Raw genomic sequence first — 25583 nt, forward strand, 5'->3', positions numbered from 1 at the left:
GAATTAAGAAACTAGAAGAGTGCTCTTCTAGTTTTTTTTGTTGAATAAATAAGCATATCTTGCAATATGTTATGCATGCATAGTAATTAAGTTAGTGAAATATGAAATACAAGCACATTTTTGAACCGCTCGACCTAGGGTTTACCACATTGAAAAACAGAATATTAATGGGGTCTATGCATACGGGATTAGAAGAAGAGAAAAATGGCTTAGAACGCATTGCGACCTATTATGCAGAGCGAGCAAAAGGAGGTGTTGGTTTAATCGTTACTGGAGGTATTGCTCCAAATATTCAAGGGTGGACAGGACCTTTTTCGGCAAGAATGTCGACTAAAAAACATGCGAGACATCATCAAAAAATTACAAAGGCTGTGCATGATGAAGGAGGGAAAATATGTATGCAGATCTTACATGCTGGTCGTTATGGGTATCATCCTTTTAATGTTGCACCTTCTAAGATCAAAGCACCTATAAACCCTTTTAAACCTTTTAGATTGACAAAATCTGGAATTAGAAGAACGATTCGAGATTTTGTAAACTGTGCGAAACTTTCCAAAGTAGCTGGCTATGATGGTGTGGAGATCATGGGTTCGGAGGGGTATTTAATCAATCAATTTATTACGGAGCATACCAATAAAAGAAAAGATGAGTGGGGAGGAACGTATGAAAACAGAATGCGTTTACCGATTGCTTTGGTAAAATCTGTAAGAGAAGCGGTAGGTGAGGATTTTATCATTATTTATCGATTGTCCATGCTAGACCTAATTGAAAAAGGAAGCACCTGGGAAGAAGTAGTGCAATTGGCTAAGGAAATTGAAAAGGCTGGAGCTACCATTATCAATACTGGAATTGGTTGGCACGAAGCTAGAATACCAACGATTGCAACGTCTGTTCCTCGGGCTGCTTTCACTTGGGTGACACAAAAAATGAAGGAAGAAGTATCCATTCCTCTTATTACATCAAATCGAATTAATATGCCTGAAACGGCAGAAAAAGTGTTGGCTGAAGGTCATGCTGATATGATTTCTATGGCCAGACCTTTTTTGGCAGACCCAGACTGGGTAAATAAGGCCGCTGAAGAAAGGGATGACGAGATCAATACATGTATTGCCTGCAATCAAGCTTGTTTAGATCATGTATTTAAACAAAAAGTGGCTAGTTGTTTGGTGAATCCTAGAGCTTGTCATGAAACAGAGTTTAACTACGATCGCACAGATAATCCAAAGAAGATAGCAGTAGTAGGAGCTGGACCTGCAGGATTGGCAGCAGCGACCATCGCTGCACGGCGAGGACATACGGTTACGCTGTACGATGCAGATAAGGAAGTTGGAGGGCAGTTTAATATAGCAAAGCAGATTCCGGGGAAAGAGGAATTCTATGAAACCATTCGTTATTTCAAGAAGCAGATTGAATTACATAATGTTGATGTTAAAATCAACACAAGAGTTACAGCAGATGATCTTTCGAAAGTAGATGTTGATGAGGTAATTCTGGCTACAGGAATAAAACCCAGAACTCCAAAAATAGAAGGTGTAGAACATCCAAAGGTCTTAAGCTATTTAGATGTATTAAAACATAAAAAGCCCGTAGGACGTCGAGTGGCTGTAATTGGTGCTGGAGGAATAGGCTTTGACGTGTCAGAATATTTAAGTCATGAAGGTGAGTCTACTTCGCAGAATATTGATGAATGGCTCAAAGAGTGGGGTATAGATAAAAGCATTGAATCGAGAGGTGGAATTGCTGGTATGAAACCTGTATTTAATCCTTCGCCTAGAGAAATTTTCATGTTTAAAAGAAGTAAAGGAAAGTTCGGTGGAAACTTAGGGAAAACTACTGGATGGATTCATAGAGCCAACTTGAAAAAGAAAAATGTGCAGTTCATCAACGAGGTGAAATATTCAAAAATTGATGATGAAGGTTTACATTATATCCAGAATGATGAACAAAAGGTGTTAGCGGTTGATACTATTGTTATTTGTGCTGGACAAACACCGTTTAAGGAACTACTAGAGCCTTTAGAATTAGCAGGTAAAAAAGTACACGTTATTGGTGGCGCTGATATTGCGGCAGAACTAGATGCCAAAAGAGCAATAGATCAGGGATGTAGATTAGCGGCAAGTTTGTAATACTACTTTACCATTTTGACAGAATTGATGTTTCCTTCCAGATCATATTCTTTTACAGAATTATCAGGATCGATAACCCATTTTCCATCAATGATATATTTATAGTGATGCTTTCCAGCAGATAATTGTATCGTATATATCCATCCTTTGGCTGTCTTTTTCATAGGGCATAAAGTTTCATCCCAATCATTAAAAGAACCGGTAAGAATCACGCTTTTTGCGTCTTTGAATTTTTCTAAAATAAAAGAGACATTCTTTTTTATGTCAATACATGAATTGAAACCTCCAAATTCATTGATGGCTTTATTTTTGTTTTCGGGATCCTCCATCCATTCGCCATCGACGATAAACTTGTATTCATAATAACTGGGTTTTAACTGCAGTGTCAATTCCCATCCGTTTTCTGTTCTATTCATTTTAAAATCGTCTTCGTCCCATTTGTTAAATGAACCGCTTAGAATCACCTTTTTTGCGCGGTTATACCCTGGTAACCTAAAGGTGTAGTTTCCTTTTTTAGATGGGTACGCCAGCAATATTTTAAAGTTATACGTGTAATAATCAATACCGTCATACGATTTAGCCGCAGTAATATTTTGAGCTTCCTCTGTAGGCTCCGCCCAATATTTCTCATTGACTACGAATTTAAATTCTGGTGTAAACTCATTTAAATCTGAAAGCTTCTTTCGTAACTCATAGATGTTTTCAGATACTTGTTTCATTTTCCATTGATTTCTGGACCAGTCGTTAAAGCTTCCAGCCACAAAAACTTCTTTAATATTCAGGTCTTTAAAGTCAATTCTTTCTTCTGTATGGTCATTCGTGGCCTTTATATAATCACTTTTATTGAATCGAAAAACAATATAATCTCCATCGATTTGATACCCTTTAATAGTATCTTTTTGTCCGTGCATCGAAGACATCGATAACGAACAAATGAAAATGATGATATGTAAGATTCTTAATTTCATTTTCTAATAAAAGGATAATTGATAAAGTATATTTTTTGCTTTTTATAATTAATGATAGCCCTTTTCTGAGCAAAAAAATCATGGCCCAAAACACCATCTAACCTGGTGCCAAACGCTTTATTGATATTTAGGAACCCAGTTAAGATGGTTTTCATAGGACCAAAATAAACAGTTTTACTCAATTGAACCCTATATAGATTCCCTGATATTACTTCTAGCTTCTTATTACTTGCCCCCTTTAAGATAATTCTGTCTTTTGGGTAAAACGCCTTTAGTGCTTTTTTATGAATACGATTGTTGATTTGACTAAACTCAGCACCTGAATCCAACGCAAAAACAGCTTTCCGCTTATTGATGAATCCATCTAGGATAATGGCGTGTTTTTTTAAACGAAAAGAAATACTATCCACTATTTTCTCTAAATAAATGTTCTTTCCCAATGTATTTCCTTTTTTATCTGTCTTCGTAAGAGTAATTTGATTCAGGTAGAGGTCTACAAAGACCTCATAATCTTTTAAGATATTATACCCTAGTATACCCAGAATCTTGATCTTCTTTGAACTCTCTATATGTGAAAGATCAATAAGATCTGATGTCTTATTATATAATGAAAGACTCTTGAGTGAAAAATTCTGAATTCTTTTTTGAATAGGATTATCAACATAATCTAAGACTCCAGAAGTAGTACTGATCTTATCATCATGCAAGATAAGGTTTGAAAAATGCACTTTATTGATCAATAGTTTTTCCGAACCGGTATCAAAAATAAAGTTTCCTTTTTTACCTTTTAACTCTCCTTCTATGACTATTAAACGATCTACTAGCTTAAAGGGAATACGAGTTGTGTATTTATTAATACGTTGCGCTTTGGTAAAGTGAAAAGGTGTATTATCAAAGTACACGCCATCATTGGCATACATGGTTATGCTGCAAAAGAATATGGCGAGTATGGTTAGTAATCTATTCATCTATATAAAAGACGTTTGTTTTACCACAAATGTTACGCCAAAAATAGCGTAAACATAAATGACAAAAAAAATTTCAAATAAAAGAACGATATTTGTGGGCAATAGTTATGTGAAATGACCAATTTTAAGGTAATTTTATAGTTTAAATTTAATGTAGATGAATAAAAACACAGTTTTAGGATGGGCAACCTTTATCATGATATTTGTAGGGTTTGCGCTTATTGGATTAGGAGCGTTTAGATATGATGAAGTTGCAGGATGGGGATTCGCAGCAGTAGGTATTGGTTTCTTCGCCATTGCATGGGTATTTAATGCCTTAAAAGGAAGAGTATAATTTCAACTTTAATTTTTCAAGTAATATATGTCAGACGATAAAAAGGTTATTTTCTCCATGTCGGGAGTGAGTAAGACCTATCAAAGTACAAACAAACAAGTTTTAAAAGATATTTATTTAAGCTTCTTTTATGGGGCAAAAATCGGTATCCTGGGTTTAAATGGATCGGGTAAATCTACCTTATTAAAGATCATTGCAGGTGTAGAAAAGAATTTTCAGGGAGATGTTGTTTTTTCTCCAGGATATAATGTAGGCTATCTAGAACAAGAACCAAAGTTGGATCCAGAAAAAACAGTGATCGAAGTAGTAAAAGAAGGAGTGGCCGAAACAGTGGCAATTTTAGATGAGTATAACAAGATCAACGATATGTTTGGCCTAGAAGAAGTGTATTCTGATCCTGATAAGATGGAGAAGTTGATGGCGCAGCAGGCGGATCTACAAGACAAGATCGATGCTTCGAATGCCTGGGAATTAGATACCAAGCTAGAAATTGCTATGGATGCTCTAAGAACTCCTGAGCCTGATAAGAAGATTGGAGTGCTTTCTGGAGGTGAGAAAAGAAGAGTAGCTTTATGTAGATTGCTATTGCAAGAGCCAGAGATCTTATTATTAGATGAGCCTACGAACCACTTAGATGCAGAATCTGTACATTGGTTAGAACACCATTTGGCACAATATAAAGGAACCGTAATCGCTGTAACGCACGACCGTTATTTCTTAGATAATGTAGCAGGTTGGATTTTAGAATTAGATAGAGGAGAGGGAATTCCTTGGAAAGGGAACTACTCTTCCTGGTTAGACCAGAAGTCAAAACGATTAGCACAGGAAAGCAAGACAGCTTCCAAACGTCAGAAAACATTAGAACGTGAGTTGGAATGGGTACGTCAGGGAGCTAAAGGAAGGCAAACCAAACAAAAGGCACGTTTGAAAAGTTATGAAAAGTTAATGAGTCAAGATCAGAGACAGCAAGAAGAAAAGCTGGAAATCTTTATTCCGAATGGACCTCGTTTGGGAACTAATGTAATTGAAGCTTCGGGTGTTTCTAAGGCTTATGGCGATAAACTATTATATGAAGATTTAGCATTTAATCTTCCCCAAGCAGGTATTGTTGGAATCATTGGACCTAATGGTGCCGGAAAGACCACGATCTTTAAAATGATCATGGGTGAGGAAAATGCTGATAAAGGTACTTTTCATGTAGGAGAAACGGCTAAGATCGCTTATGTAGACCAATCTCATTCGAATATTGATCCTCAAAAATCGATCTGGGAAAACTTTTCGGATGGACAAGATTTGGTGATGATGGGAGGGAAGCAAGTAAATTCAAGAGCCTATTTAAGTCGTTTTAACTTTTCAGGAAGTGAACAGAATAAAAAGGTAGATACCTTATCTGGAGGAGAACGCAATAGATTGCATTTAGCCATGACCTTAAAAGAAGAAGGAAATGTGTTACTGTTAGATGAGCCTACCAATGATTTGGATGTGAATACGCTACGTGCGCTAGAGGAAGGTTTAGAAAACTTTGCAGGTTGTGCTGTAGTAATTAGTCACGATAGATGGTTCTTAGACCGTATATGCACACATATCTTAGCCTTTGAAGGCGATAGTCAGGTGTATTTCTTTGAAGGATCTTTCTCGGATTATGAGGAAAATAAGAAGAAACGTTTAGGAGGCGATCTAATGCCAAAACGTATTAAGTATAAAAAACTAATTAGATAAAAAAACCGAGCCAATGGCTCGGTTTTTTATTTAACTTCTTTTCGATCTTCGTTTTGCTTTCTTAACAACTCTCTTTACAGGTTTCTTTTTAACCACTGTTTGTTTTCTTCGTTTCAAAAGCTTGTTTCTCGAAACTTTTGCACTTCTGTTTGCTCTATAGTAATAGAAATTAGCATCTTGTTTATATAATCTATAGTTATTTCTAAACTCATTTCTATAGAAGTACACATCATTATAATCATAAACAAATCCTGGACTATAAGAGTATTGGTACTTTACTTCTCCATAAAACCTTGGATCCCCCCATCGGTTATATCTCACCTTTAGATTTCCAACATTTGATAGCCTTCCTCTTCTATATTGAATAAATATGGATCCGATTCTTCGTACGTTTCCTCGATGATCATACCTAATAGATACATTTCCAACTTTATTGATTCTTCCTTTGTAATCTCTAGAAATTCTGATTCTACTATGTCTGTTTCTTCGATTGTTGTATCTGTAATTTCTGCGTATGGCTTCAAAATCAAAATCACCATTTAAAAAAACATCAAATTGAATTCCTCTTTCTACAAAACTAACCGAATTGTAGTATTTGGTTGAAAACCCAATTTTCTTCACTGGATTTTCAGTGCTTTTCGCTTCTGTGTTTACTGTCAATAACAGTAATCCCGCTAATAAAAGTATTCCTTTCTTCATAATATTAGGTTTTAAAATATTGCCTACTCTTTTCGCTTTTCGGCTTCCGCATTTGTATTGAAATTTCCAAAGAGCGTGCCAAAAAATATTTTTCTTGCTTTTTTAGTTAACTATTCCATGTTTTTACGACTCTATTTAACGTGTAGTTTCTGGCATAATTGAAAATAAAGTTTAATTTTATGCATTCTAAATCCAGATAGTTTTATGATCAACGCAATTGAGAAGAATTTACAGAGAGGAATTAAATTGTTAAATGCGATGTCAGATGAGCAATATAGCGATACATCTTCTCCTCCGTATCATTCTAGTATTGGGGCACATATGAGACATATTTTAGATGTCTTTAGTTGTATTTTCAATGGGCTGGAAACAAAAGATGTCGATTTTTCTAAGCGTGAAAGAAATGTGTTGGCCGAACAACATACCGAAGTGGGAATTGAATATTTCAATCAAGTTATTGAAAGACTACATCAGTTAAGGACCGAAGATTTTGGTATGGTCATCAATGTAACTGACGATTTAGGCTTAGGGAAGGTAACAATGAAGTATACGTTAGAAAGTGCATTATGTCAAGCACATAGTCATGCGATTCATCATTTTTCGAGCATAGGATTTTTAGTAAATCAACTTGGATTAGAATTACCAGATAATGATTTTGGTTACAACCCTACCACTCCTAAAAAAGTATTGGCCAGTTAAATTTTAGCCATCTTCTTTACTCGATTTGAATAGGCTTTTAATGCGAGCATTTCTCGAATAAAAGGAAACATTTTTCTATAAGGAACTTTTTGCGTTTTATGATTATAAACGGCAATTCTATACAATTGCTTCCAGTGCTTTCGAATTATTTTAAGGGCACCGAAATAGGTGGTTTTACTAACATCATAAATATGTGTGGGTTCGGCAAGAATACCATTCAATTCTAAGATTTTGAACTCCCCTTGATACAATTTTTCTAGGCTATCATATTTTACATCGACTCTGCCATAATACCATCCTTCTACTTGATGGTTAAGTTGATCAAAAGAGTAATGTAATTCTGGTGTAATTAGATGATTTCCATTAATGAACCTTGTTCCTTTCGAATGATTTCCAATACTAGATAGTTTCACTATTTCCCCCTTTTTAGGTACTTTTTCTAGATTTACGGTTTGATTTTCCTTAATCAAATGTAAGTATAACTTTGCCCTTTCATCGCTCAAAATTAAGGTTTCAATGGAAGAGGTTCCATCACCAATAACGTGACAAAACTCCTTTAGTGTAATTGAGGTAACAGTACCCTTTTCTTCATTAGGATGTCTATAGTAAAAGATACCACATTCGTTATCATGAGTGAGAAACTCTTGAATAATTATATCGATATCATAACTATCTAAGTAGGAGGATAATGCATCTTGGGTATCTATTTTTTTGACTAATAGGCCTCTAAACCCTACATCTGGTTTCGCAATTACAGGAAATTGTATGTGTTGATTTTTTAAATTGGTAAAGGTCTCTGTAGTTTCGGTTCCAGCTTTGTGTAATACAGATTTCGGAATAAATTTCTGCGGAAGCATTTGCAAGGTTTCGTACTTTGATTCCGAGCCAATTCCAGAGTTTTTAATTCCTGGATTAACAGCAGTGTAAAAGACTAAATTCCATTCTTTGATACCATGAAATAATGCATATGGAATGTTGGGAATATAAAACATCAATAATGGCCAATGTTCCCAATGTAAGATCTTATGTAATCTATTCTTTGCCAAGGTTATTTAGAATCGAAAATTGCATTTAAGATAGTTTTAAATGTTTTGAATGCAAAGAAAACAGTAAAAATGACGAGTAGGCAAGAAAGTATTAAAAAAAACATAGCAATAGCATATTGTTGCCCCTCGTTGTAGATACTTAATGCTTTGTAGGAAAGGCTTAATGCAATTGGTGATGCAATAAAAAGTAAGACTAAAAAACCCAGATATTTTAGGCCTTTCTCTAGTTGTCTTTTGTTAGTTGCCATTTGAATAATTTTTTATCGCAGTACGCACTGATCCATGTTTTTCCAGTAAACGCGCAGCAGTTTCTTGGTCGATTTGTAGTTCATTAACTAACATGGTAATACCTCTATGAACCAATTTGTCATTAGAGAGTTGCATGTCTACCATTTTATTTCCTTTGATTTTTCCTAAGCGAATCATGGTCGCAGTGGTAATCATATTTAGGACCAATTTTTGTGCAGTTCCAGCTTTCATTCGTGAACTACCCGTTACAAACTCGGGTCCAACGACAACTTCAATTGGAAATGTAGCCTCTTTACTTAAAGGACTCCCTTCATTACAAGTTATACATCCGGTAACAATATTGTGGGTATTACAATCTTTGAGCGCTGCTAGTACATATGGAGTAGTGCCTGAAGCTGCAATTCCTATGACGATATCTTTGTCAGAAATAGCATGTTGCTGTAGATCCTTCCACCCTTGGGTTGTTGAATCTTCAGCAAACTCAACAGCTTTTCTAATGGCTGTATCTCCGCCAGCGATAAGCCCAATTACCAATCCATTAGGAACACCGAAAGTAGGAGGACATTCTGAAGCATCCAAGATGCCTAATCGTCCGCTGGTACCAGCGCCTAAATAAAAAAGTCGACCTCCTGTACGTAATTTGTCTACTACCTGTTTTGTAAGGCTTTCTATTTGATGCAAACTTTTTTGTACCGCAAAAGCCACAATTTGATCTTCTTTATTAATGTTTATTAATAAATCAGAAATCCCCATATTCTCTAAATGGTCATAATTGGAATCGTGCTCTGTGGTTTTAATAAAGTCCATTGCTCAAATGTAAAAATAAATCCATAAAAAAAGAGTGCTGTGGGCACTCTTTCATTATTGTTGTTTACGATGCTATATGTTTTCCAAAATTGCATTAAGTGTTTGACTAGGTCTCATTGCCTGAGAAGCCAATGCTTGATTTGGATGATAATATCCTTTTATATCTACCGGACTTCCCTGGATATCGTTCAATTCGTCCACTATGGTTGCTTCATTAGCAGCAAATGCCTCCGCTATAGGAGTAAATGCGATTTTTAACGCATTATCATCGTTTTGATTTGCTAATTCCTGTGCCCAATACATAGCAAGATAGAAGTGACTTCCTCTGTTATCTAATTCATTCACTTTTCTCGATGGTGATTTGCTGTTTTCTAGGAACTTGTCAGTGGCGTTGTCTAATGTTTCTCCTAAAATTTTAGCTTTTGGATTTCCTGAAACTTCTCCTAAGTGTTCTAAAGATACTGCCAGTGCTAAAAATTCACCCAAAGAATCCCAACGTAAATGATTTTCCTTTACAAATTGTTGTACATGTTTTGGAGCAGATCCTCCGGCACCAGTTTCAAACAATCCACCACCATTCATCAATGGAACAATAGAGAGCATTTTAGCAGAAGTTCCCAATTCTAAAATAGGGAAAAGGTCTGTCAAGTAGTCTCTTAATACATTTCCAGTTACAGAAATGGTGTCTTTTCCTTCTTTAATTCTATTCAACGTAAATTCAGTTGCTTTTTCTGGAGATAAGATTTTGATATCTAACCCCGCTGTGTTGTGATTTGGAAGATACTGATGTACTTTTTTGATTAACTCGGCATCATGGGCTCTATTTTCGTTTAACCAGAATACAGCAGGTGTTTGTGTTGCGCGAGCTCTAGAAACAGCTAGTTTGATCCAATCCTGAATAGGAGCATCCTTTACCTGACACATTCTCCAAATATCTCCTGTTTCCACAGTATGCTTCATTAACTCATTTCCATTACCATCGATTACTTTTACTACACCATCTGAAGCAATTTCAAATGTTTTATCATGTGACCCATACTCTTCTGCCTTTTGAGCCATTAAACCTACATTCGGTACTGTACCCATTGTAGACGGATCAAAGGCGCCATTCTTTTTGCAAAAATCAATAGTTGCCTGATAAATAGAGGCATAGGAGCTATCTGGAATAACAGCTTTTGTATCCTGTTGTTTTCCTTCCGCATTCCACATTTGTCCAGATGTACGGATCATTGCGGGCATAGAAGCATCGATAATTACGTCTGAAGGGACATGTAAATTGGTAATACCCAAATCAGAATTGACCATAGCAAGATCTGGATTTGCAGCATATACTTCGTTGATATCATCTAAAATGGCTTCTTTTTTAGCAGCATCTAATTTGTCAAGATTAGCAATAAGGTTACCAAAGCCATTATTTGGATTAAATCCGATTTCGTTAAACGTATCTTCATGCTTTGCAATAAGGTCTTTAAAAAATACTTTTACTGCATGACCAAAAATAATCGGGTCAGATACTTTCATCATGGTAGCTTTCATGTGCAATGAAAACAGAATGTCTTTGTCTTTAGCATCTTGTACTTGAGCATCTAAAAAGCTAATTAATGCTTTTTTCGACATCACTGATGCATCAATAATTTCGTCTTGTAAGAGAGAAATACCTTCTTTTAAGGTTGTTGCATTACCTTGTTTATCTTCATGAACGATGCGAACACTTGTTGGATCTGTAATAGTAACAGATTGTTCATTATGGGCAAAATCTCCAACATCCATAGTAGATACATGTGTTTTAGAATCAGAAGACCAAGCTCCCATTGAATGTGGATTCTTCTTTGCATAATTCTTTACCGCTTTAGGGGCTCTTCTATCGGAATTTCCTTCTCTTAACACTGGATTTACTGCAGAACCTTTTACCTTATTGTATAGACTTAATACTTTTTTATCTTCTTCACTAGATACAGTATCCGGATAATTTGGAAGGCTATATCCCAAGTTCTGTAACTCAGAAATTGCTGCTTTCAATTGTGGAACAGAAGCACTGATATTTGGTAGTTTGATAATATTAGCTTCAGGTTTTTTTGCCAAATCGCCCAAAAATGCTAAAGCGTCTTCTACCTGTTGCTCTTTTGGAAGGTATTCTGAAAGGTTAGCTAAAATTCTAGCAGCCAATGAAATATCTTTTGTAGCAACTTCAACATTGGAAGTTTTTGTGAAAGCTTCAATGATTGGTAAGAGTGATTGTGTTGCTAAAGCTGGTGCTTCATCGGTGATAGTATAAAATATGGTGGATTTCTGCGACATAGTATCTGTGAGTTATTAAATGTTAAAGAAAGAAGCATACGAGATGCTTTTCCAAGGCAGTGCGAATTTACGAATTATACGTAAATTTTTCTTAGGATTTTTAGGATTATTTTTAGGATAAAAAAGTGTACAATTTTTGGAAATATAAAAGCCATATCAAGTAATAAATTACTGTGATATGGCTTCTTTGAAATAGTTTTAAATACTGTTTTGCATTGCTACAATTCAAATAAGATTTTCATCCTATGTTTCTTTCAAACAAAGAAACTATTAAGTGACTACTTCAGTCGAAACATGTCTTTTCAATCTACTTGCGTTTCATGATTTTTCATGTCTCTTTTCGAAGTGTTTTCCTGCCTTTCTACTTGCGTATCTTGACGTTTCCGCACTTCCGCGATGTTTAGTTTCTTTTTGCTTTCGCTTTCAGAGCTTCACATCCCGTTCGAAACATGTCTTTTCAATCTACTTGCGTTTCATGATTTTTCATGTCTCTTTTAGAAGTATTTCCATGTCCCTCTACTTGCGTATCCTGACGTTTCCGTACTTCCGCGATGTTCGGTTCTTTCTGCTTGCGCTTTCGGAGCTTTACATCCCGTTCGAAACATGTCTTTTCAATCTACTTGCGTTTCATGATTTTTCATGCCTCTTTTCGAAGTGTTTCCATGTCTCTCTACTTGCGTATCCTGACGTTTCCGTACTTCCGCGATGTTTGGTTCTTTCTGCTTGCGCTTTCGGAGTTCTACATCCCGTTCGAAACATGTCTTTTCAATCTACTTGCGTTTCATGATTTTTCATGTCTCTTTTCGAAGTGTTTCCTTGACTTTCTACTTGCGCATCCTGACATTTCCGCACTTCCGCAATGTTTAGTTCTTTCTGCTTGCGCTTTCGGAGCTTTACATCCCGTTCGAAACATTTATTTTACCTTTCTGCTTGCGCTTCTTGGTTTTTCCATGTTTCTGTTGGCTTCTTTTTGTCTTACCGCATAATTAAATAATTATACATTTAAAACTATTAATCGACTTGCGCCGCTCTATCATTTTAAATTAACTCATGCAGCTAACTACAAACGTTAATCAAGACAACTTTCACCAACAAATAAAGAACATATCTTTATTAGATTACTTCAAAAACTTTTGTCTCTCCTTACGAAAATCTAATCGCTTTCTCCGTATTCATGTTCCAAATATATATGGGTTTTTCAATTACGCAAATTTTTTAAAGAGTTTTAAATGAACATTATACAAACAGTACTTATTAACATTTGTTAATTAAAAAAGGCATTGTAATTATACAATGCCTTTTTTAATATTATTAAGAACCGCTTAGAACTAGTCTCTTCTCTCTTTAATTCTAGCTTTCTTACCTGTTAAGTTTCTGAAGTAGTAGATACGCGCTCTACGTACTTTACCTTTCTTATTGATCTCAATTTTCTGAATTGAAGGTAAGTTCACAGGAAAGATTCTTTCTACTCCAATAGTACCAGACATTTTTCTGATCGTAAAAGTTTCTGAAGAACCACTTCCTCTTTTTTGGATTACAACTCCTCTAAAAAACTGAGTACGAGTTTTATTTCCTTCTTTAATTTCGTAGTACACAGTGATTGTATCACCAGCTACGAATTCTGCAAAGTCTTTTTTTGTTACAAATTCGTCTTGAACAAATTTTACTAAAGATTCCATTTTTTAAAATTTATGGTTTAAAAAACTAACATTCACGATTTTCGTCAGAGGTTAATTTTGCGAGGGCAAATTTAGGAATTATTTTTTTTAAAAGAAATCTTTATTGATTATTTTTTATTCTGATAATTCTTACAATAAAATACCCAAAACTTCCTGATCTCTTTGTTGTTACGTTTAATGATAATAGGGCTTAATTCTATAATATTTTCAAAATAACCTTGTAAGACAGGATCAACTTCTCCCTTTTTGTCTGGATTTCGAAATCGTTTATCGGAGTCTATATAAATAGCGTCTTTTCCGTTTAATGTAGATAGATCATCTTTTAGATAATCAAAGTGCAATGCGTTTAAGCCAATAATATTTTGTGCATATACTTTATCACTTAAATAAAAATTCAATGCAGCGGAGGTTTTATAGCTATCGTTAGAAAAGACAAATGTATTGGGATATACTTCTTTCAGTTTTGTAGTTTCTGCTGCCAATTCTTCCCATCCTACCCATGTGTCATCACTTTTAATTGGAACAAGATAAAACAGTACCTGCAGACTTAATGCAACATGAAAAACAACGGATATGATAACCTGTGCTTTTAACTGCTTCTTAGTTACAAACATACCGGCTAAAATAATGCCTGTAATATAGGATGGCATCATCCAGTTCAGCTTAACCCAATAGATTGGAGTTAATGCAAAGAACCCTACAAAGGTTGGAATAAAGAAAGCTAATAGGAATAGTGTTTTGGATTGTGGTAGTTTAAACTTTACGACTGCACGTTTCACATATTTAAATATAAATACAATGAATATCCAAAATAGTATGGGCAGTAACAAGAATAATTGATGACCTAAAGCTCCAAAGAACAATTTAGGTTTGATTTGAAATTTTGAAATAGAACTAGTCCTGTTTGATGATTGAAATGCAAAAGAAGCAAATTCATTTTGGTAGTTCCACCACCATACTGGAAAAGTAACCGCGACTGAAATGATCAAACACAACCATGTCCATGGCGATATTAGCAGTTTGCGATATTTGTTAGAAAAAACTAAAAAAGCTAACAACCCAAATTGAAGTAGAATGGCAGTGTACTTACTATTAAAAGAAAGTCCCATAGCTACCCCAGCTAAAACCCAAAAGATCTTTTTGTTCTCAAAGATTGCCTTGTATAAGCAAATGACACTCAACGTCCAAAACAGTAGTAGTGGAACATCAGGAGTGGAGTTGAAAGAAAGTATAGAGATAAAAATAGTTGAGCTAATCAATACTAGAGCCCTTTTTAGCTTTTGTTCAGATAGGAAATAAGAAGCTAACGTATAAAAGCTATATATTGTTAAGGAAGTGATTACAAAATCTGTAAACTTTACAACGAAAACGGACTGTCCAAAAATCTCGCTAAATAACCGAAGTATATATCCAATCATTCCTGGATGATCGAAATAGGATAATGATAGATGCTGCCCATAAAAATAGTAATAGGCATCTTGTGGCATTAAACCCATAAAAGGTAGCAATAGAAAACGGAAGGCTTGAAAACCTAATACCCAACTCAAAGCGGGGTGTTTGTGTAAAAAGGTTTTTATCCTATTCATCTAACAAATCAGGTCTTATTTGTTGTGTTCTTTTATATGCTTGCTCGCTTCGCCAATCCTCTATTTTAGGAAAATTCCCCGAAAGTAAAATGTCAGGAACTTTCATCCCTTTATAATCTGAAGGTCTGGTGTATACCGGAGGAGATAATAAATTGTCTTGGAACGAATCTGTTAAAGCAGATGTTTCGTCGCCTATCACTCCTGGTATTAAACGAATTATACTATCGCATAAAACGGCTGCAGCTAACTCGCCTCCTGTCAAAACATAATCACCAATAGAGATTTCTCTAGTTATATATTTATCTCTGATACGTTGATCTACGCCTTTATAGTGTCCTGTTAAAATTAAGATGTTCTCTTTTAAAGAAAGCGTATTAGATACGCTTTGCGTCAATGTTTTGGCATCTGGAGTCATATAGATGATTTCATCATAAGTACGCTCAGCTTGCAATTGCTCAATGCAGTTTGCAATAGGTTCTATCATGAGCACCATACCGGCGCCTCCTCCAAATTGAGTATCGTCAATTTGACGATAGTTTCCTAGGCCAAAGGACCTTAGGTCATGAATGTGTATTTCAGCTAAACCTTTCTCTTTAGCTCTTTTAATAATTGAATGATTAAAAGGACTTTTGAGTAAATCTGGTGCTGCAGAAATAATATCTATACGCATAGGTGCAAATGTACAAGAATTGTTCGTTTTAGCATTTGTTGTATGTTGCTATTCCTTAGAAAAATTCCAAGTATCCGCATAGATTCCATAAATGGCATCCATTTCATATTTCACAACATATTCTTCATCCTTACTGGAATCAAAGTTTAGATGGTATGCATAGACTTTTATATTGGAGGCTTTTAGTTCTTTTAAAAGAGTTATATTTTTCTCGATAAAAGTTCTGGAAACGGCTACATTGAAAACCCCTGCTTTTTTTAGTTTTCCGACCTTATTTCCAGAAATATTCTCCAAAACGTGTTGTGCTACGATTGGTGATTTAATTCCAGCTTTGATAGCGTTTTCAATGGATTGCCAATCGAACAGCTCCATCATTAACCTGTTTTTGTCCACAAATTGCTTTGAAAAGGCTATAGGGTCATTGACTTTATCTGTCACTAAAATAGCATCAGGATGTTCCTCGAACCATTGGTTGATACGACTCATGCTCATAGGCGTGTAGGTTCCTCTAATAGGATACTTTAAAAACGTTGCTTGAGTAACTGGCGTTTGGCCCTTAAAATTTGTTATTTCCGCCCAAAAATCCCAATCATGAGCCGCAACAAACTTATTATCTGAAGTTTTAATAATATCTAATTCGAACAATCTAAACCCCTTTTTATAGTTAAGATCTAAGGCTTCTAATGAATTTGTATAGGTGCGATCGTCAATCTTGCCTCCGGCATGTGCGATGTACCTTAGTGTGTCCTGTTTGTATACATCATAATTCTTACTTATAGATAAAGGAATATGTGTTTTCGCATTAAATCTAGAGATTCCAGAAGTGTTTAATGATATTAATCCCTGAAGATGATCTTTTATGAATTGATTTTTATCTCCTGAAATATGATCTGTTAGGAAAACTCCATTATGTTTGATATTTGCTCCATCTAAAACAATATTCGGAATATCTATTTGATAAAGGCTGTCTGTGTTTTTAAGATCCTCTTTTTTGGCATTCGTTAATACATAAAGGCTTCGAGCACCAATATCATCAAAAGAAATTGGGCTCCCCATCTTTAAATGATCTGGATAGATATATATAACTGTATTCGATAGTAGGTTTTCTCTTTTAAGATAGGCTATGAAATCGCCAACCAGATAATCTAAAGCAGCTACCATAAATTGGAGATCATTTTCTTTTGGTGAAATATATTTCTCCATGCGATCATCGTAAATACCGTTGGGGAAATGCGTATCCACTGTTGATATGAAAAGCATGAAAGGAGTTTGTTGCGTATCATAAGATTTAATCCGTTTCTTGGCAGCTTCAAAAACATCTTTATCTCTAAAACCTTTTCCATGAGAGAATTGATCAACAATATTATCAATTTGAAATGTATGTAAGAGCTCCTGGACTCCTGAAAATTCTGCTTCAGAAGAGGAGATATATGTCATTTCATATCCAGCTTTTTCTAAAATATGACTAATACCTGTAATATTTGAATGAAAGGCTTTTTGAAAAATGGAATTCCCCTGAACTCCGAAATAAGCAGGTAACCCTGTAAGAGATGTATACAAAGAACCACTTGTCCATTCGCTTCCCTTAGATGGCGTCATATCATAATAGTTCCACTCCTTTTTTAAGGCATTAAGGTTAGGGGTAAGATGAGATAATCGTCCGTCTAAATATCCTTTCTCTAAGGACTCCAATGAAAGCACAATAATGTTCTTGCCTTTTTCAGCCTTCAAGTTGTTAGGAAATGTATATTCTTTAAAACCTAAGTTATTTAGAGTTTCCTGAATATTTTCTTCTTTAGCATCCAACATTGACATTAATTCAATACTAGTCCCTATAATACCTTTTTCAAGTGTCATAAAATACCCAGAAGCTGATACAAGAAGAACGATAAAGAGTAGGTGTATTTTTTTGGAATAGAATATACCACTCCATTGGAACTTCTTTAACAAAAACTTCTTTATACTAAATGCTAGTTGTTTAGAATGGTATAGCATTAACAAGAGTATAGAAAAGATGAATAACAACAATATGATTTGTGAAGTGTATATACTCATCATTCCTGTGATGTCTCGTACATTAAAATGCACATAAAATTGATATCCTATGAATGTTTGAACAAAGTATAAAGAAATCAGTTGTAATGAAATAAATAAGGTAAGCAGTCCAGCAACAAGAAGTCGTATATTTCTCTTTCTGATCATTTTGATAATGACAAAAGATAGTGAGAGTAATAATAGTAGATTCAAAATCTCTACTCGTATTTCAAAAAGATATTTAAGGACTTTAGTTAGAAATTCCATTTAGAGAAAAGTTATTTCCTTTTAAAACTACAAAAAACAAAGTTTTGAGTAGTATTGAATGGGGTTTTATGTGTTTCTTCCAAACACTTAATTCTATCAAATTTCTCTTGAAATCTAGAGCTCATTGATGCTTCTGAATACTGAGTAATTTCTAGACCACTACACTTTAAAGGTCCACTTTCGGAAAAAGTACCGATAACCATATTGGAATTCACATGGTTATTGGCAAGTGAAACATAGGCTTCTATTTCTTCAGGTTTTGTCAAGAAATGAAAAACCGCTCTGTCATGCCAGATATCGTATTGCATGGTTGGTTTGAAATGGGTTATGTCACTAACGATCCATTGTACGATCTTGGCTTTTTCTCCTAAGCGTTCTTTGGCACGTTCTAGTGCTTTGCCTGAAATGTCTAAAACGGTGATGTTGGTATATCCTTCCTCAAGCAAAAAATCTACTAGATTACTGTCACCTCCGCCAATATCAATAATACTTGCATTTTTAGGTAGTTGGGTTGCATTAATAAAATCTAATGATGTCCTTGGAACTTTTTGGGTCCAACTTACTTGTTCAGGAGTTTTAGTTTCGTACACATGCTCCCAGTGTTGATGTCGGTCTTTTGTCATATTTAATGATACATTTCTTATACACAAATGTACAAGAAATGTCTCGTATTATGTACAAAAAGAAACGTTGCTATTTTCTAGATTTTTCTGAAATACCAATCAGATTAGCCGCCAGTGTAATCGCTTCTTTCCATGATCCAGAAGTGTTTACCATGACCATTACTACGGTTTTACTTTTAGGAACAATCATGAGTTGCGCAGAACAACCTGTTTGTTCTCCGCTATGACCAATAACAGCTGAATTATTGGGATTTTGTGCATACATAAACCAACCAATGCCATGGGCGTTCCCTCCTTTTTTTAGACCATTGTTTTCGAACATAGATGATAATGTATTTTTATTGATCAGTTGATTATTTATGATAGCATCTCCAAACTTGAACATATCTCCCAATGTAGTATAGAAGCCACCTCCTGGAATTCTATTGCTTAAGTTGTTGTTAGCGGCCTTTTTAATTTTTCCTTTTCTGTTTCGATGGTATAGAAGACTCTTATTTGGTACTTGAACGCCGAATTTCTCTATAGCTGTATGCTTCATGCCTGCTTTATCCAAAATATTTGTTTGTATGTACTCTTTGTATGTGGTCTCTGAAACTCTTTCTATGAGCACACCCAGAAGCACATATCCATACGTTGAATAGCTGTATTGACTTCCTGGTCTAAATAGTAGTTTACGATCTTTGAAAACGTTCATAGCATCTGCTAAAGTTGGGTATTCTTTTTTAGTCTCAGCTTCTTTACCGCTTTTATAACCGCCAATTCCTGAAGTATGATTTAATAATTGTTTTATCGTAATCGTCCCGAATTTACTTTTAGGAAAGTCAGGGACATATTTTTGAATGGGATCGTTAAGATCTATTAACCCTTGTTCAATAAGTTGCATAACGGCAACCGCTGTAAAAAGTTTAACTACAGAAGCAACTCTTGTAATTGTATTTACGTTAAAAGGAGTACGATTCTTTTTATCGGAATAGCCAACTGCAGATTGCCATTTAATTTCACCGTCTACCGAATATCCAGCGACAGCACCAACGGTCACATTATTGGAAATGAATTTTTCTAAAAGTAGCGAAGCTTCTTTCTCTTGAGTTTGTGAAAAGCCAATAGTAACATTTAATAAAAGTGTAATTGTAAGAATAAATGATGTACGCATGATCTTGTTTTTTTTAAAATTATACAATTCAAAAGTATACATGCAAATGTGTTAATTACCTTATTTTACTAGCTTAGGGGTTAATCATACGTTTTTAGGGATGAAAAATCAATAGCCAATATCGCTTGTCTATAATTTTTAGAAACCGGAATCTCTATTTCGTGCACCAAAATCGTGTTGGTGTTTTTCCATTCTTTAAAATGAAATAGGTTAATCAAGTGAGAACGATGTACTTTTTGTAATGAAGGCTCTTGATTTTGAATATTTTTAAGTGTGTTTCTCAATAATTTTTTTTTGATCGCATTCTCTTTGATATAGTGTATCTCAACATAGTTGTCTGCACTAGAAACAGCGACGAGATGCTCTAGTTGAATCTGAAGAAAATCACGTTTATTCTCTCCGGTCAAAATAATCTTAGGATGTTCTTTATTTGGCATTTTCGTATTTACGAACCATCTAGCTAGCACTAAAATAAATAACAAAATGATCAAAATAGGAGTATATACTTCCAAAGCAAATTTGGCAAAAGAGTATTCACCATTAATAATGGAGGACTTGTAGTACATATAGCTTCCGATGAAAGTCAATGTATTAAAAACCAGAATAAAGCTGACCTCCAATAACAAGTTCCATTTTCCAATAGTTTTATATACCCAATGTTGAATGGGAATAAGTAGGCTATAGCTTATAAAAGAAATAAGTCCATACAAGGGTAGTATTTCCACACGAATCCAAAAAGGAAGTTCAGCAACATCAAATGGAGCGATTAGAATTAAGAAGACAACCAGCCATAAACTAATGGCCAGGGCAATTAAGAATTGAAACTTATAAGAAGTGTTTAACTTTATGGTACGCATTCTATATGAGCAAAAGCTATCTAAAAGTGAAAATACATTTTATGTTAGGGATTTGCAAAAAACTTAGGAGAGTTTTGAGATGACGGCCTCTGCACATCGTTCTCCATCCATTGCAGCCGATATAATTCCTCCTGCGTAACCACCACCTTCACCGCACGGGAATAGACCTTCGATTTCGGGATGTTCAAGATTTTCTTTTCTTGGAATATTTACTGGAGATGATGTGCGCGATTCAACGCCTACAATATTAGCTTCGTTTGTGTAGTATCCATGCATTTTTCTTCCAAATGCAGCAAAACCTTTACGAAGTCTACCTCCAATAAGTTTGGGTAACAACGAGTGTAGAGGAGCGGAATTTAATCCTGGTTGATACGAGGTTTCATTTAGCGCTGACGATAATTTACCTTCAACAAAATCTACTAACCGTTGCGCCGGTGCTGCTTGCGTTCTTCCTCCTGAGGTAAACGCCAATCGTTCGAGATTTTTCTGATATTCAAGCCCTTTTAGTGGCCCAAATTGATCATATTTAGGAATGTCTTTATCCACATTGATTTCAACAACGATTCCCGAATTTGCAAACTTATTATTTCTTCTGGAGGGAGACATCCCATTCACCACAACTTCTCCGTTAGCTGTAGCAGCGGGTACTATAAATCCACCTGGACACATACAGAATGAATACACGCCTCTGTTTTGTACTTGATGTACTAAACTATAGGCAGCCGCAGGCAACAATTCATCACGTTCTCCACTGCAATGATATTGTATGTTATCTATAATATTTTGCGGATGTTCAACTCGGACACCCATAGCAAATGATTTAGCCTTTAGTGCAATTTCTTTCTTATGCAATAGCTCATAGATGTCTCTGGCGGAATGACCAGTAGCTAATATAAGTGCGCGTACATCCATCTCAATATTATTCTGAAGCCGTATAGCTACTAATTTATTATTCTTAACAACAAAATCTGTAACTCGCGATTCAAAATGAATTTCTCCACCGAACTGTAAAATGGTTTCTCGAATATTCTGAATGATCTTTGGTAATTTGTTTGTGCCAATATGTGGATGTGCATCGATCAATATTTGCTCTGTTGCTCCGTGAAAGACTAGGTTTTCGAAAATACGGCGTACATCGCCTCTCTTTAAACTACGGGTATATAATTTCCCATCAGAGTAGGTTCCTGCGCCACCTTCTCCAAAACAATAATTAGAATCTTCATTTACAAAATGCTCTTGATTGATGGCTCTCAAATCACGCCTGCGATCTTGTACATTTTTACCGCGTTCAAGAACTATGGGTTTAAAGCCTAATTCAATACAACGAAGTGCAGCGTACATGCCTGCTGGACCAAAACCGACAATATGAACTTCTTTGCTTTTGGATACATCTTTATACTCAAATGTATAGTCCGATTTTTGTGGAACACTTTCATTTATGTAAACAGCTACTTTATAATTAAAGACGATGTCCTTTTTTCTTGCGTCAATAGACTTTCGAAGTACTTTAATACCTGTTATCTCATCTATTGTAATACCCAGTTGCTTGGCAGCTTTATATAATAGGATATCTTCCTTGCGCTCTTCAATTAAATTTACGCGGAGTTGTAACTCTTTAATCATATGGCAAACTTACACAAAAGTTCAGAGTGCGTTTTTATCTTCACAAAATCGATGATGAGTTGTGTTCCTAATTGGAGCCTGTAAAGGAATACGCGAAGGCGTTATTGCTATTTTGTTTAGGCACAAATAAAATACTTCCTTTACTATCTAGGTCACTAACAACGTTATATTGTGTTGGTTTTGGAGCATCGTCACCTATTACAAATGCTGTATTACCTCGCAATTTAAAAGCTACTTGAAAGTTACTTTTTCCATTAACACTTTTAAAAGAAAACGTATAGATATTTTCTTTTTTATCAATAATTAGTGTACAATCTTTACCAAGACTTTGTTCATTTTTTTGAACATTCTCAAATTCATAGGTAGATTTGGACTGCCCATATGAGAATGCAGTAATACAGGTTATAGCTACGAAAAGAAGTAATTTTTTTGCTTTCAAGTGATATGGTTTTGGAATTATATAACTAATTATTTGATCTTTAATTGTGTAAAAATACGTATTCTGACCTTATTTTTTATTCAAATATTTCTTTGGAATTTGATTTTTTGGATTTTCAGCCATCCAATAGACATTTAAGATCCACCAACGGTTACCATCATAAAGTAGCTGAATACTATTAATTCCTCTCATAAAAGGTTTCTCGTCAGTCTTAGTTCTGAAAGATTCATAGCTAGAAAAGACATGGGCAATATTCCCAAATCGTTCTGTGGTTCTGCCAATTTCCTTTTCATGAAAACCGTTTTCATACAACCATTTTCCAGAAGTATTGATGTATTCGTCAGGGCTCATAAAACGAACACCTGTTTTACCTTGCTGATTAGTTCCTGATGGAATTAACTTAGCATCCTTATGAAATAAGTATTTAAACAACTCCCAATCTCTAACAACTCCCTTATCTCCTGAAATTACAGAATACAGCGTTTCTATAGTGTTATCTATCGATTGGACTTTCTTTGAATAGTCTTTCATTTGAGCATGGCTTAATAATGGACTCAAAAAAAGAAGGAGAATAAATTTTTTCATGACATATATTTTATTGATCTAATATGGCTACAACTCTTGCTGGAGCAGCAGAGGCGCCTACAATTTTTAAAGGGAAGACTGCTACTTTGAACCCGCTGTATGGAAGTGCATCCAAATTGACCAATTGCTCCATATGACAATATTCTTTGCGTGCCCCAACTAAATGTGCTTCCCAAAATAACTCAGCGTTATTCGTTTCTTTTGCTTTCTTAACTAAGTGTTTTAAAGGAAGATCCCAACCCCAAGAGTCTATGCCCATCACTTTAATGCCTTGATCGATCAACCATTCTGTTGCGGCTGCACTCATTCCAGTTCCTTTATGCGGAAATTCCTTTGTGCCATTAAAGACATCACGACCCGTTTTAATGAGTACGATCATTCCTGGTTTTAACGAAAGTTGTTGCTGTTCTAAAAATGTTTCAATATCGGCAACGGTAATAGCGTCAAAATCTTCTTTATGCTTCATATCAATCACTAAACCTTCTCCATAGCACCATTCTAAGGGAATCTCATCAATAGTTTTAGCTTTCTCCCCAGCCACAGTAGGTGAGTAGTGCCAAGGAGCATCTATATGTGTAGTTGAATGTACTCCCATTTTTTTGATGGTGTCATCCGCCCATCCTTCAAACCCTTTTGGAAAGAGTTTTTTCGGCAATCCGAACAAACGTACTAATAAACCACCTTTTTTATGTGATTTATGTTTAATTTTTACTTTCATAAACCATGGATCGGTCTTGTTGTATTGAATGGGTTTTGAAAGGTCTATGATCTTCATAATATATACGATAGGTTATAATTGAGCTTTGACCATCCGGTCATTACCAAATAGATCTTTTCGCAATGTTACTTTTTTGAATCCTTTTGTTTGAAGTAAAGCTACGGTTTCTTTTCCTAAATACTGATTGATCTCAAAATACAATGCTCCTTCCTTTTTTAGTGCTTCTTTGGCTAGATCAGCTATTTTATGGTAAAAAAGAAGAGGATTGTTGTCTTTTACAAATAAAGCTACATGAGGTTCATTCTCAAGTACATTTTTTTTGATTTCTATTTTCTCCAATTCTCTAACATACGGCGGATTCGAAACAATGAGATCATACTTTTTAGGAAGTTGGTTTGTCTTTAGAATATCAGTCTGAATAAAATCTATAGATACTTCATTAAGCCTTGCATTTTTCTTTGCAACTTCCAGAGCTTTGGAAGAAATGTCAATAGCTGATATGTTGGTACTAGCATTGTTTTTACCGATAGATATTGGAATACATCCACTCCCAGTTCCGACGTCTAATATTTCTAAAGAATCTTGTATAGAATTCGATGTTAAGTCATTTAGTATCCATTCTACGAGTTCTTCTGTTTCTGGCCTCGGAATTAAGGTGTGTGTATTCACTAGTAACGGTAATCCATAAAACTCGGTTTTCCTTAAAATGTACTGAACTGGTTCTTCTTTTTGCAGTCTTTGTAAGGCACCATCTAATTTGTTCTGTTGGCTACTATCAATTTCAAAGTTGGGTTGAAGACTAATGTCAATCCGTTGTAAACCTAAATACTCCTCAATCAATAAAAAGAAAAAAGAATCGATTTCCGCATCAGGATATAAACTGGATAAAGATGTTTTAAAATGCTGTTTGTATGTTTTTAACATCATAGCTTTCTAATCATCCAAACATTACAAGAATAATGGCCAGTATCTCCCATAGGGCCATCTATAAAATCAAATCCATTTCGCTGATACAATTTTTTAGCCGCTTTCATATAAGGCATGGTTTCCAAATAACATTGTTCAAAACCAAATTCCTTCGCTTTTGTCAAACACTTTTCGATCATTTGTGCTCCCAGACCTTTTCCGCGGGCTTTTGGTAAGAAATACATTTTCTGTAACTCACAGGTATTACCTTCAAAATTATCTAGTTGCGAAACACCGCCACCCCCAATTATCTTTCCATCGTGTTCAATAACAAAATACATGGCATTTTTTTTGTTATATGTTTCATACATGATGTCTAAAGCTTTGTCTTCGTATGCGGTGCCTACTTTAGGAACTCCCATTTCAATGAGAACATCTCTGATAACGGCTGCAATTTGTGCATTGTCTTTTTGCTCAATTTCTCTGATAAGATAGGTCTCAGATGTCATTTATATAGTGTACTTTTGTAA

The 25583-nt window shown here is 35.1% G+C and carries 24 protein-coding genes; 4 read left to right on the forward strand and 20 right to left on the reverse strand.

Going from position 1 to position 25583, the window contains the following annotated elements; translation table 11 throughout:
* Positions 1–101: 101 nt before the first annotated feature.
* Complete coding sequence (locus tag RQM59_RS11380) at positions 102–2126, forward strand: oxidoreductase (RefSeq protein WP_349242236.1); 2025 nt, start codon at positions 102–104, stop codon at positions 2124–2126.
* Positions 2127–2128: 2 nt separating this feature from the next.
* Here the strand turns inward: RQM59_RS11380 and RQM59_RS11385 are convergent, their stop codons facing one another.
* Both RQM59_RS11385 and RQM59_RS11390 read right to left on the reverse strand, forming a co-directional pair.
* Entirely contained in the window at positions 2129–3094 is a 966-nt protein-coding gene (locus RQM59_RS11385; RefSeq protein WP_349242237.1) for an early set domain-containing protein, read from the reverse strand.
* On the reverse strand, positions 3091–4062 hold the full coding sequence (locus RQM59_RS11390) for a hypothetical protein (RefSeq protein ID WP_349242238.1): 972 nt from the start codon (positions 4060–4062) through the stop codon (positions 3091–3093). Before RQM59_RS11390 ends, RQM59_RS11385 begins: the two co-directional genes overlap by 4 nt.
* 157 nt (positions 4063–4219) lie before the next feature.
* Between RQM59_RS11390 and RQM59_RS11395 the strand changes: the two genes are divergently transcribed.
* Positions 4220–4396: a CAL67264 family membrane protein gene (locus RQM59_RS11395; RefSeq protein ID WP_349242239.1), complete on the forward strand. Its 177-nt coding sequence runs from the start codon at positions 4220–4222 to the stop codon at positions 4394–4396.
* Between the two features lie 27 nt (positions 4397–4423).
* Positions 4424–6115, forward strand: a complete 1692-nt coding sequence (ettA, locus tag RQM59_RS11400) for an energy-dependent translational throttle protein EttA (protein ID WP_349242240.1) — start codon at positions 4424–4426, stop codon at positions 6113–6115.
* A 30-nt stretch (positions 6116–6145) separates the two neighbouring features.
* On the opposite strand, the gene RQM59_RS11405 is transcribed toward ettA, so the two are convergent.
* Positions 6146–6814, reverse strand: coding sequence for a hypothetical protein (locus RQM59_RS11405; protein WP_349242241.1), 669 nt, complete (start codon positions 6812–6814; stop codon positions 6146–6148).
* Between the two features lie 204 nt (positions 6815–7018).
* Between RQM59_RS11405 and RQM59_RS11410 the strand changes: the two genes are divergently transcribed.
* On the forward strand, positions 7019–7513 hold the full coding sequence (locus RQM59_RS11410) for a DinB family protein (RefSeq protein ID WP_349242242.1): 495 nt from the start codon (positions 7019–7021) through the stop codon (positions 7511–7513).
* Here RQM59_RS11410 and RQM59_RS11415 read toward each other — a convergent pair.
* The 17 genes from RQM59_RS11415 to RQM59_RS11490 form a co-directional block, all read right to left on the reverse strand.
* Entirely contained in the window at positions 7510–8559 is a 1050-nt protein-coding gene (locus RQM59_RS11415) for an ATP-grasp domain-containing protein (RefSeq protein WP_349242243.1), read from the reverse strand. The two genes, RQM59_RS11410 and RQM59_RS11415, sit on opposite strands and share 4 nt — an antisense overlap.
* Before the next feature lie 2 nt (positions 8560–8561).
* The gene (locus RQM59_RS14430; RefSeq protein ID WP_432208142.1) at positions 8562–8807 is read right to left on the reverse strand and encodes a DUF6095 family protein; all 246 of its coding nucleotides are present in this window, start codon (positions 8805–8807) and stop codon (positions 8562–8564) included.
* On the reverse strand, positions 8797–9615 hold the full coding sequence (gene murQ / locus RQM59_RS11420) for an N-acetylmuramic acid 6-phosphate etherase (RefSeq protein WP_349242244.1): 819 nt from the start codon (positions 9613–9615) through the stop codon (positions 8797–8799). Before murQ ends, RQM59_RS14430 begins: the two co-directional genes overlap by 11 nt.
* 72 nt (positions 9616–9687) lie before the next feature.
* Entirely contained in the window at positions 9688–11913 is a 2226-nt protein-coding gene (locus RQM59_RS11425) for an NADP-dependent isocitrate dehydrogenase (RefSeq protein WP_349242245.1), read from the reverse strand.
* A gap of 1328 nt (positions 11914–13241) precedes the next feature.
* On the reverse strand, positions 13242–13592 hold the full coding sequence (gene rplS / locus RQM59_RS11430) for a 50S ribosomal protein L19 (RefSeq protein WP_349242246.1): 351 nt from the start codon (positions 13590–13592) through the stop codon (positions 13242–13244).
* Between the two features lie 107 nt (positions 13593–13699).
* Positions 13700–15139, reverse strand: coding sequence for a glycosyltransferase family 39 protein (locus tag RQM59_RS11435; protein WP_349242247.1), 1440 nt, complete (start codon positions 15137–15139; stop codon positions 13700–13702).
* 31 nt (positions 15140–15170) lie between these two features.
* Positions 15171–15848, reverse strand: coding sequence for a tRNA (guanosine(37)-N1)-methyltransferase TrmD (gene trmD / locus RQM59_RS11440; RefSeq protein ID WP_349242248.1), 678 nt, complete (start codon positions 15846–15848; stop codon positions 15171–15173).
* A gap of 48 nt (positions 15849–15896) precedes the next feature.
* Positions 15897–18149 (reverse strand): sulfatase-like hydrolase/transferase, encoded by a 2253-nt coding sequence (locus RQM59_RS11445; RefSeq protein WP_349242249.1) that lies wholly within the window; start codon positions 18147–18149, stop codon positions 15897–15899.
* A gap of 11 nt (positions 18150–18160) precedes the next feature.
* Positions 18161–18772 carry a class I SAM-dependent methyltransferase gene (locus RQM59_RS11450; RefSeq protein WP_349242250.1) on the reverse strand — a complete coding sequence of 204 codons (612 nt, stop codon included), beginning with the start codon at positions 18770–18772 and terminating at the stop codon, positions 18161–18163.
* Positions 18773–18842: 70 nt separating this feature from the next.
* Entirely contained in the window at positions 18843–19925 is a 1083-nt protein-coding gene (locus RQM59_RS11455; protein ID WP_349242251.1) for a serine hydrolase domain-containing protein, read from the reverse strand.
* An 80-nt stretch (positions 19926–20005) separates the two neighbouring features.
* On the reverse strand, positions 20006–20782 hold the full coding sequence (locus RQM59_RS11460) for a LytTR family transcriptional regulator DNA-binding domain-containing protein (protein WP_349242252.1): 777 nt from the start codon (positions 20780–20782) through the stop codon (positions 20006–20008).
* A gap of 63 nt (positions 20783–20845) precedes the next feature.
* Entirely contained in the window at positions 20846–22405 is a 1560-nt protein-coding gene (locus tag RQM59_RS11465; RefSeq protein WP_349242253.1) for an NAD(P)/FAD-dependent oxidoreductase, read from the reverse strand.
* A 67-nt stretch (positions 22406–22472) separates the two neighbouring features.
* Complete coding sequence (locus RQM59_RS11470) at positions 22473–22844, reverse strand: hypothetical protein (RefSeq protein WP_349242254.1); 372 nt, start codon at positions 22842–22844, stop codon at positions 22473–22475.
* Positions 22845–22913: 69 nt separating this feature from the next.
* The gene (locus tag RQM59_RS11475) at positions 22914–23429 is read right to left on the reverse strand and encodes a hypothetical protein (protein WP_349242255.1); all 516 of its coding nucleotides are present in this window, start codon (positions 23427–23429) and stop codon (positions 22914–22916) included.
* Between the two features lie 10 nt (positions 23430–23439).
* The gene (locus RQM59_RS11480) at positions 23440–24204 is read right to left on the reverse strand and encodes a cyclase family protein (RefSeq protein ID WP_349242256.1); all 765 of its coding nucleotides are present in this window, start codon (positions 24202–24204) and stop codon (positions 23440–23442) included.
* 15 nt (positions 24205–24219) lie between these two features.
* On the reverse strand, positions 24220–25074 hold the full coding sequence (prmC, locus tag RQM59_RS11485) for a peptide chain release factor N(5)-glutamine methyltransferase (RefSeq protein WP_349242257.1): 855 nt from the start codon (positions 25072–25074) through the stop codon (positions 24220–24222).
* The gene (locus RQM59_RS11490) at positions 25071–25562 is read right to left on the reverse strand and encodes a GNAT family N-acetyltransferase (protein ID WP_349242258.1); all 492 of its coding nucleotides are present in this window, start codon (positions 25560–25562) and stop codon (positions 25071–25073) included. Before RQM59_RS11490 ends, prmC begins: the two co-directional genes overlap by 4 nt.
* Between the last annotated feature and the right edge of the window lie 21 nt (positions 25563–25583).

The sequence above is a fragment of the Asprobacillus argus genome (genome assembly GCF_032248395.1).
Classification (GTDB): Bacteria; Bacteroidota; Bacteroidia; order Flavobacteriales; family Flavobacteriaceae; genus Polaribacter; species Polaribacter argus.

Bases quoted from the DNA above. Each gene is read 5' to 3' on its own strand.
- RQM59_RS11490 (WP_349242258.1), bottom strand. From the start codon at position 25,562: ATGACATCTGAGACCTATCTTATCAGAGAAATTGAGCAAAAAGACAAT.
- RQM59_RS11390 (WP_349242238.1), bottom strand. From the start codon at position 4,062: ATGAATAGATTACTAACCATACTCGCCATATTCTTTTGCAGCATAACC.
- trmD (WP_349242248.1), bottom strand. From the start codon at position 15,848: ATGCGTATAGATATTATTTCTGCAGCACCAGATTTACTCAAAAGTCCT.
- RQM59_RS11395 (WP_349242239.1), top strand. From the start codon at position 4,220: ATGAATAAAAACACAGTTTTAGGATGGGCAACCTTTATCATGATATTT.
- RQM59_RS11460 (WP_349242252.1), bottom strand. From the start codon at position 20,782: ATGCGTACCATAAAGTTAAACACTTCTTATAAGTTTCAATTCTTAATT.
- RQM59_RS11445 (WP_349242249.1), bottom strand. From the start codon at position 18,149: ATGGAATTTCTAACTAAAGTCCTTAAATATCTTTTTGAAATACGAGTA.
- RQM59_RS11465 (WP_349242253.1), bottom strand. From the start codon at position 22,405: ATGATTAAAGAGTTACAACTCCGCGTAAATTTAATTGAAGAGCGCAAG.
- RQM59_RS11455 (WP_349242251.1), bottom strand. From the start codon at position 19,925: ATGCGTACATCATTTATTCTTACAATTACACTTTTATTAAATGTTACT.
- rplS (WP_349242246.1), bottom strand. From the start codon at position 13,592: ATGGAATCTTTAGTAAAATTTGTTCAAGACGAATTTGTAACAAAAAAA.
- RQM59_RS14430 (WP_432208142.1), bottom strand. From the start codon at position 8,807: ATGGCAACTAACAAAAGACAACTAGAGAAAGGCCTAAAATATCTGGGT.
- RQM59_RS11405 (WP_349242241.1), bottom strand. From the start codon at position 6,814: ATGAAGAAAGGAATACTTTTATTAGCGGGATTACTGTTATTGACAGTA.
- RQM59_RS11385 (WP_349242237.1), bottom strand. From the start codon at position 3,094: ATGAAATTAAGAATCTTACATATCATCATTTTCATTTGTTCGTTATCG.
- RQM59_RS11410 (WP_349242242.1), top strand. From the start codon at position 7,019: ATGATCAACGCAATTGAGAAGAATTTACAGAGAGGAATTAAATTGTTA.
- RQM59_RS11475 (WP_349242255.1), bottom strand. From the start codon at position 23,429: ATGAAAAAATTTATTCTCCTTCTTTTTTTGAGTCCATTATTAAGCCAT.
- RQM59_RS11425 (WP_349242245.1), bottom strand. From the start codon at position 11,913: ATGTCGCAGAAATCCACCATATTTTATACTATCACCGATGAAGCACCA.
- ettA (WP_349242240.1), top strand. From the start codon at position 4,424: ATGTCAGACGATAAAAAGGTTATTTTCTCCATGTCGGGAGTGAGTAAG.
- prmC (WP_349242257.1), bottom strand. From the start codon at position 25,074: ATGATGTTAAAAACATACAAACAGCATTTTAAAACATCTTTATCCAGT.
- RQM59_RS11480 (WP_349242256.1), bottom strand. From the start codon at position 24,204: ATGAAGATCATAGACCTTTCAAAACCCATTCAATACAACAAGACCGAT.
- RQM59_RS11450 (WP_349242250.1), bottom strand. From the start codon at position 18,772: ATGACAAAAGACCGACATCAACACTGGGAGCATGTGTACGAAACTAAA.
- murQ (WP_349242244.1), bottom strand. From the start codon at position 9,615: ATGGACTTTATTAAAACCACAGAGCACGATTCCAATTATGACCATTTA.
- RQM59_RS11380 (WP_349242236.1), top strand. From the start codon at position 102: ATGAAATACAAGCACATTTTTGAACCGCTCGACCTAGGGTTTACCACA.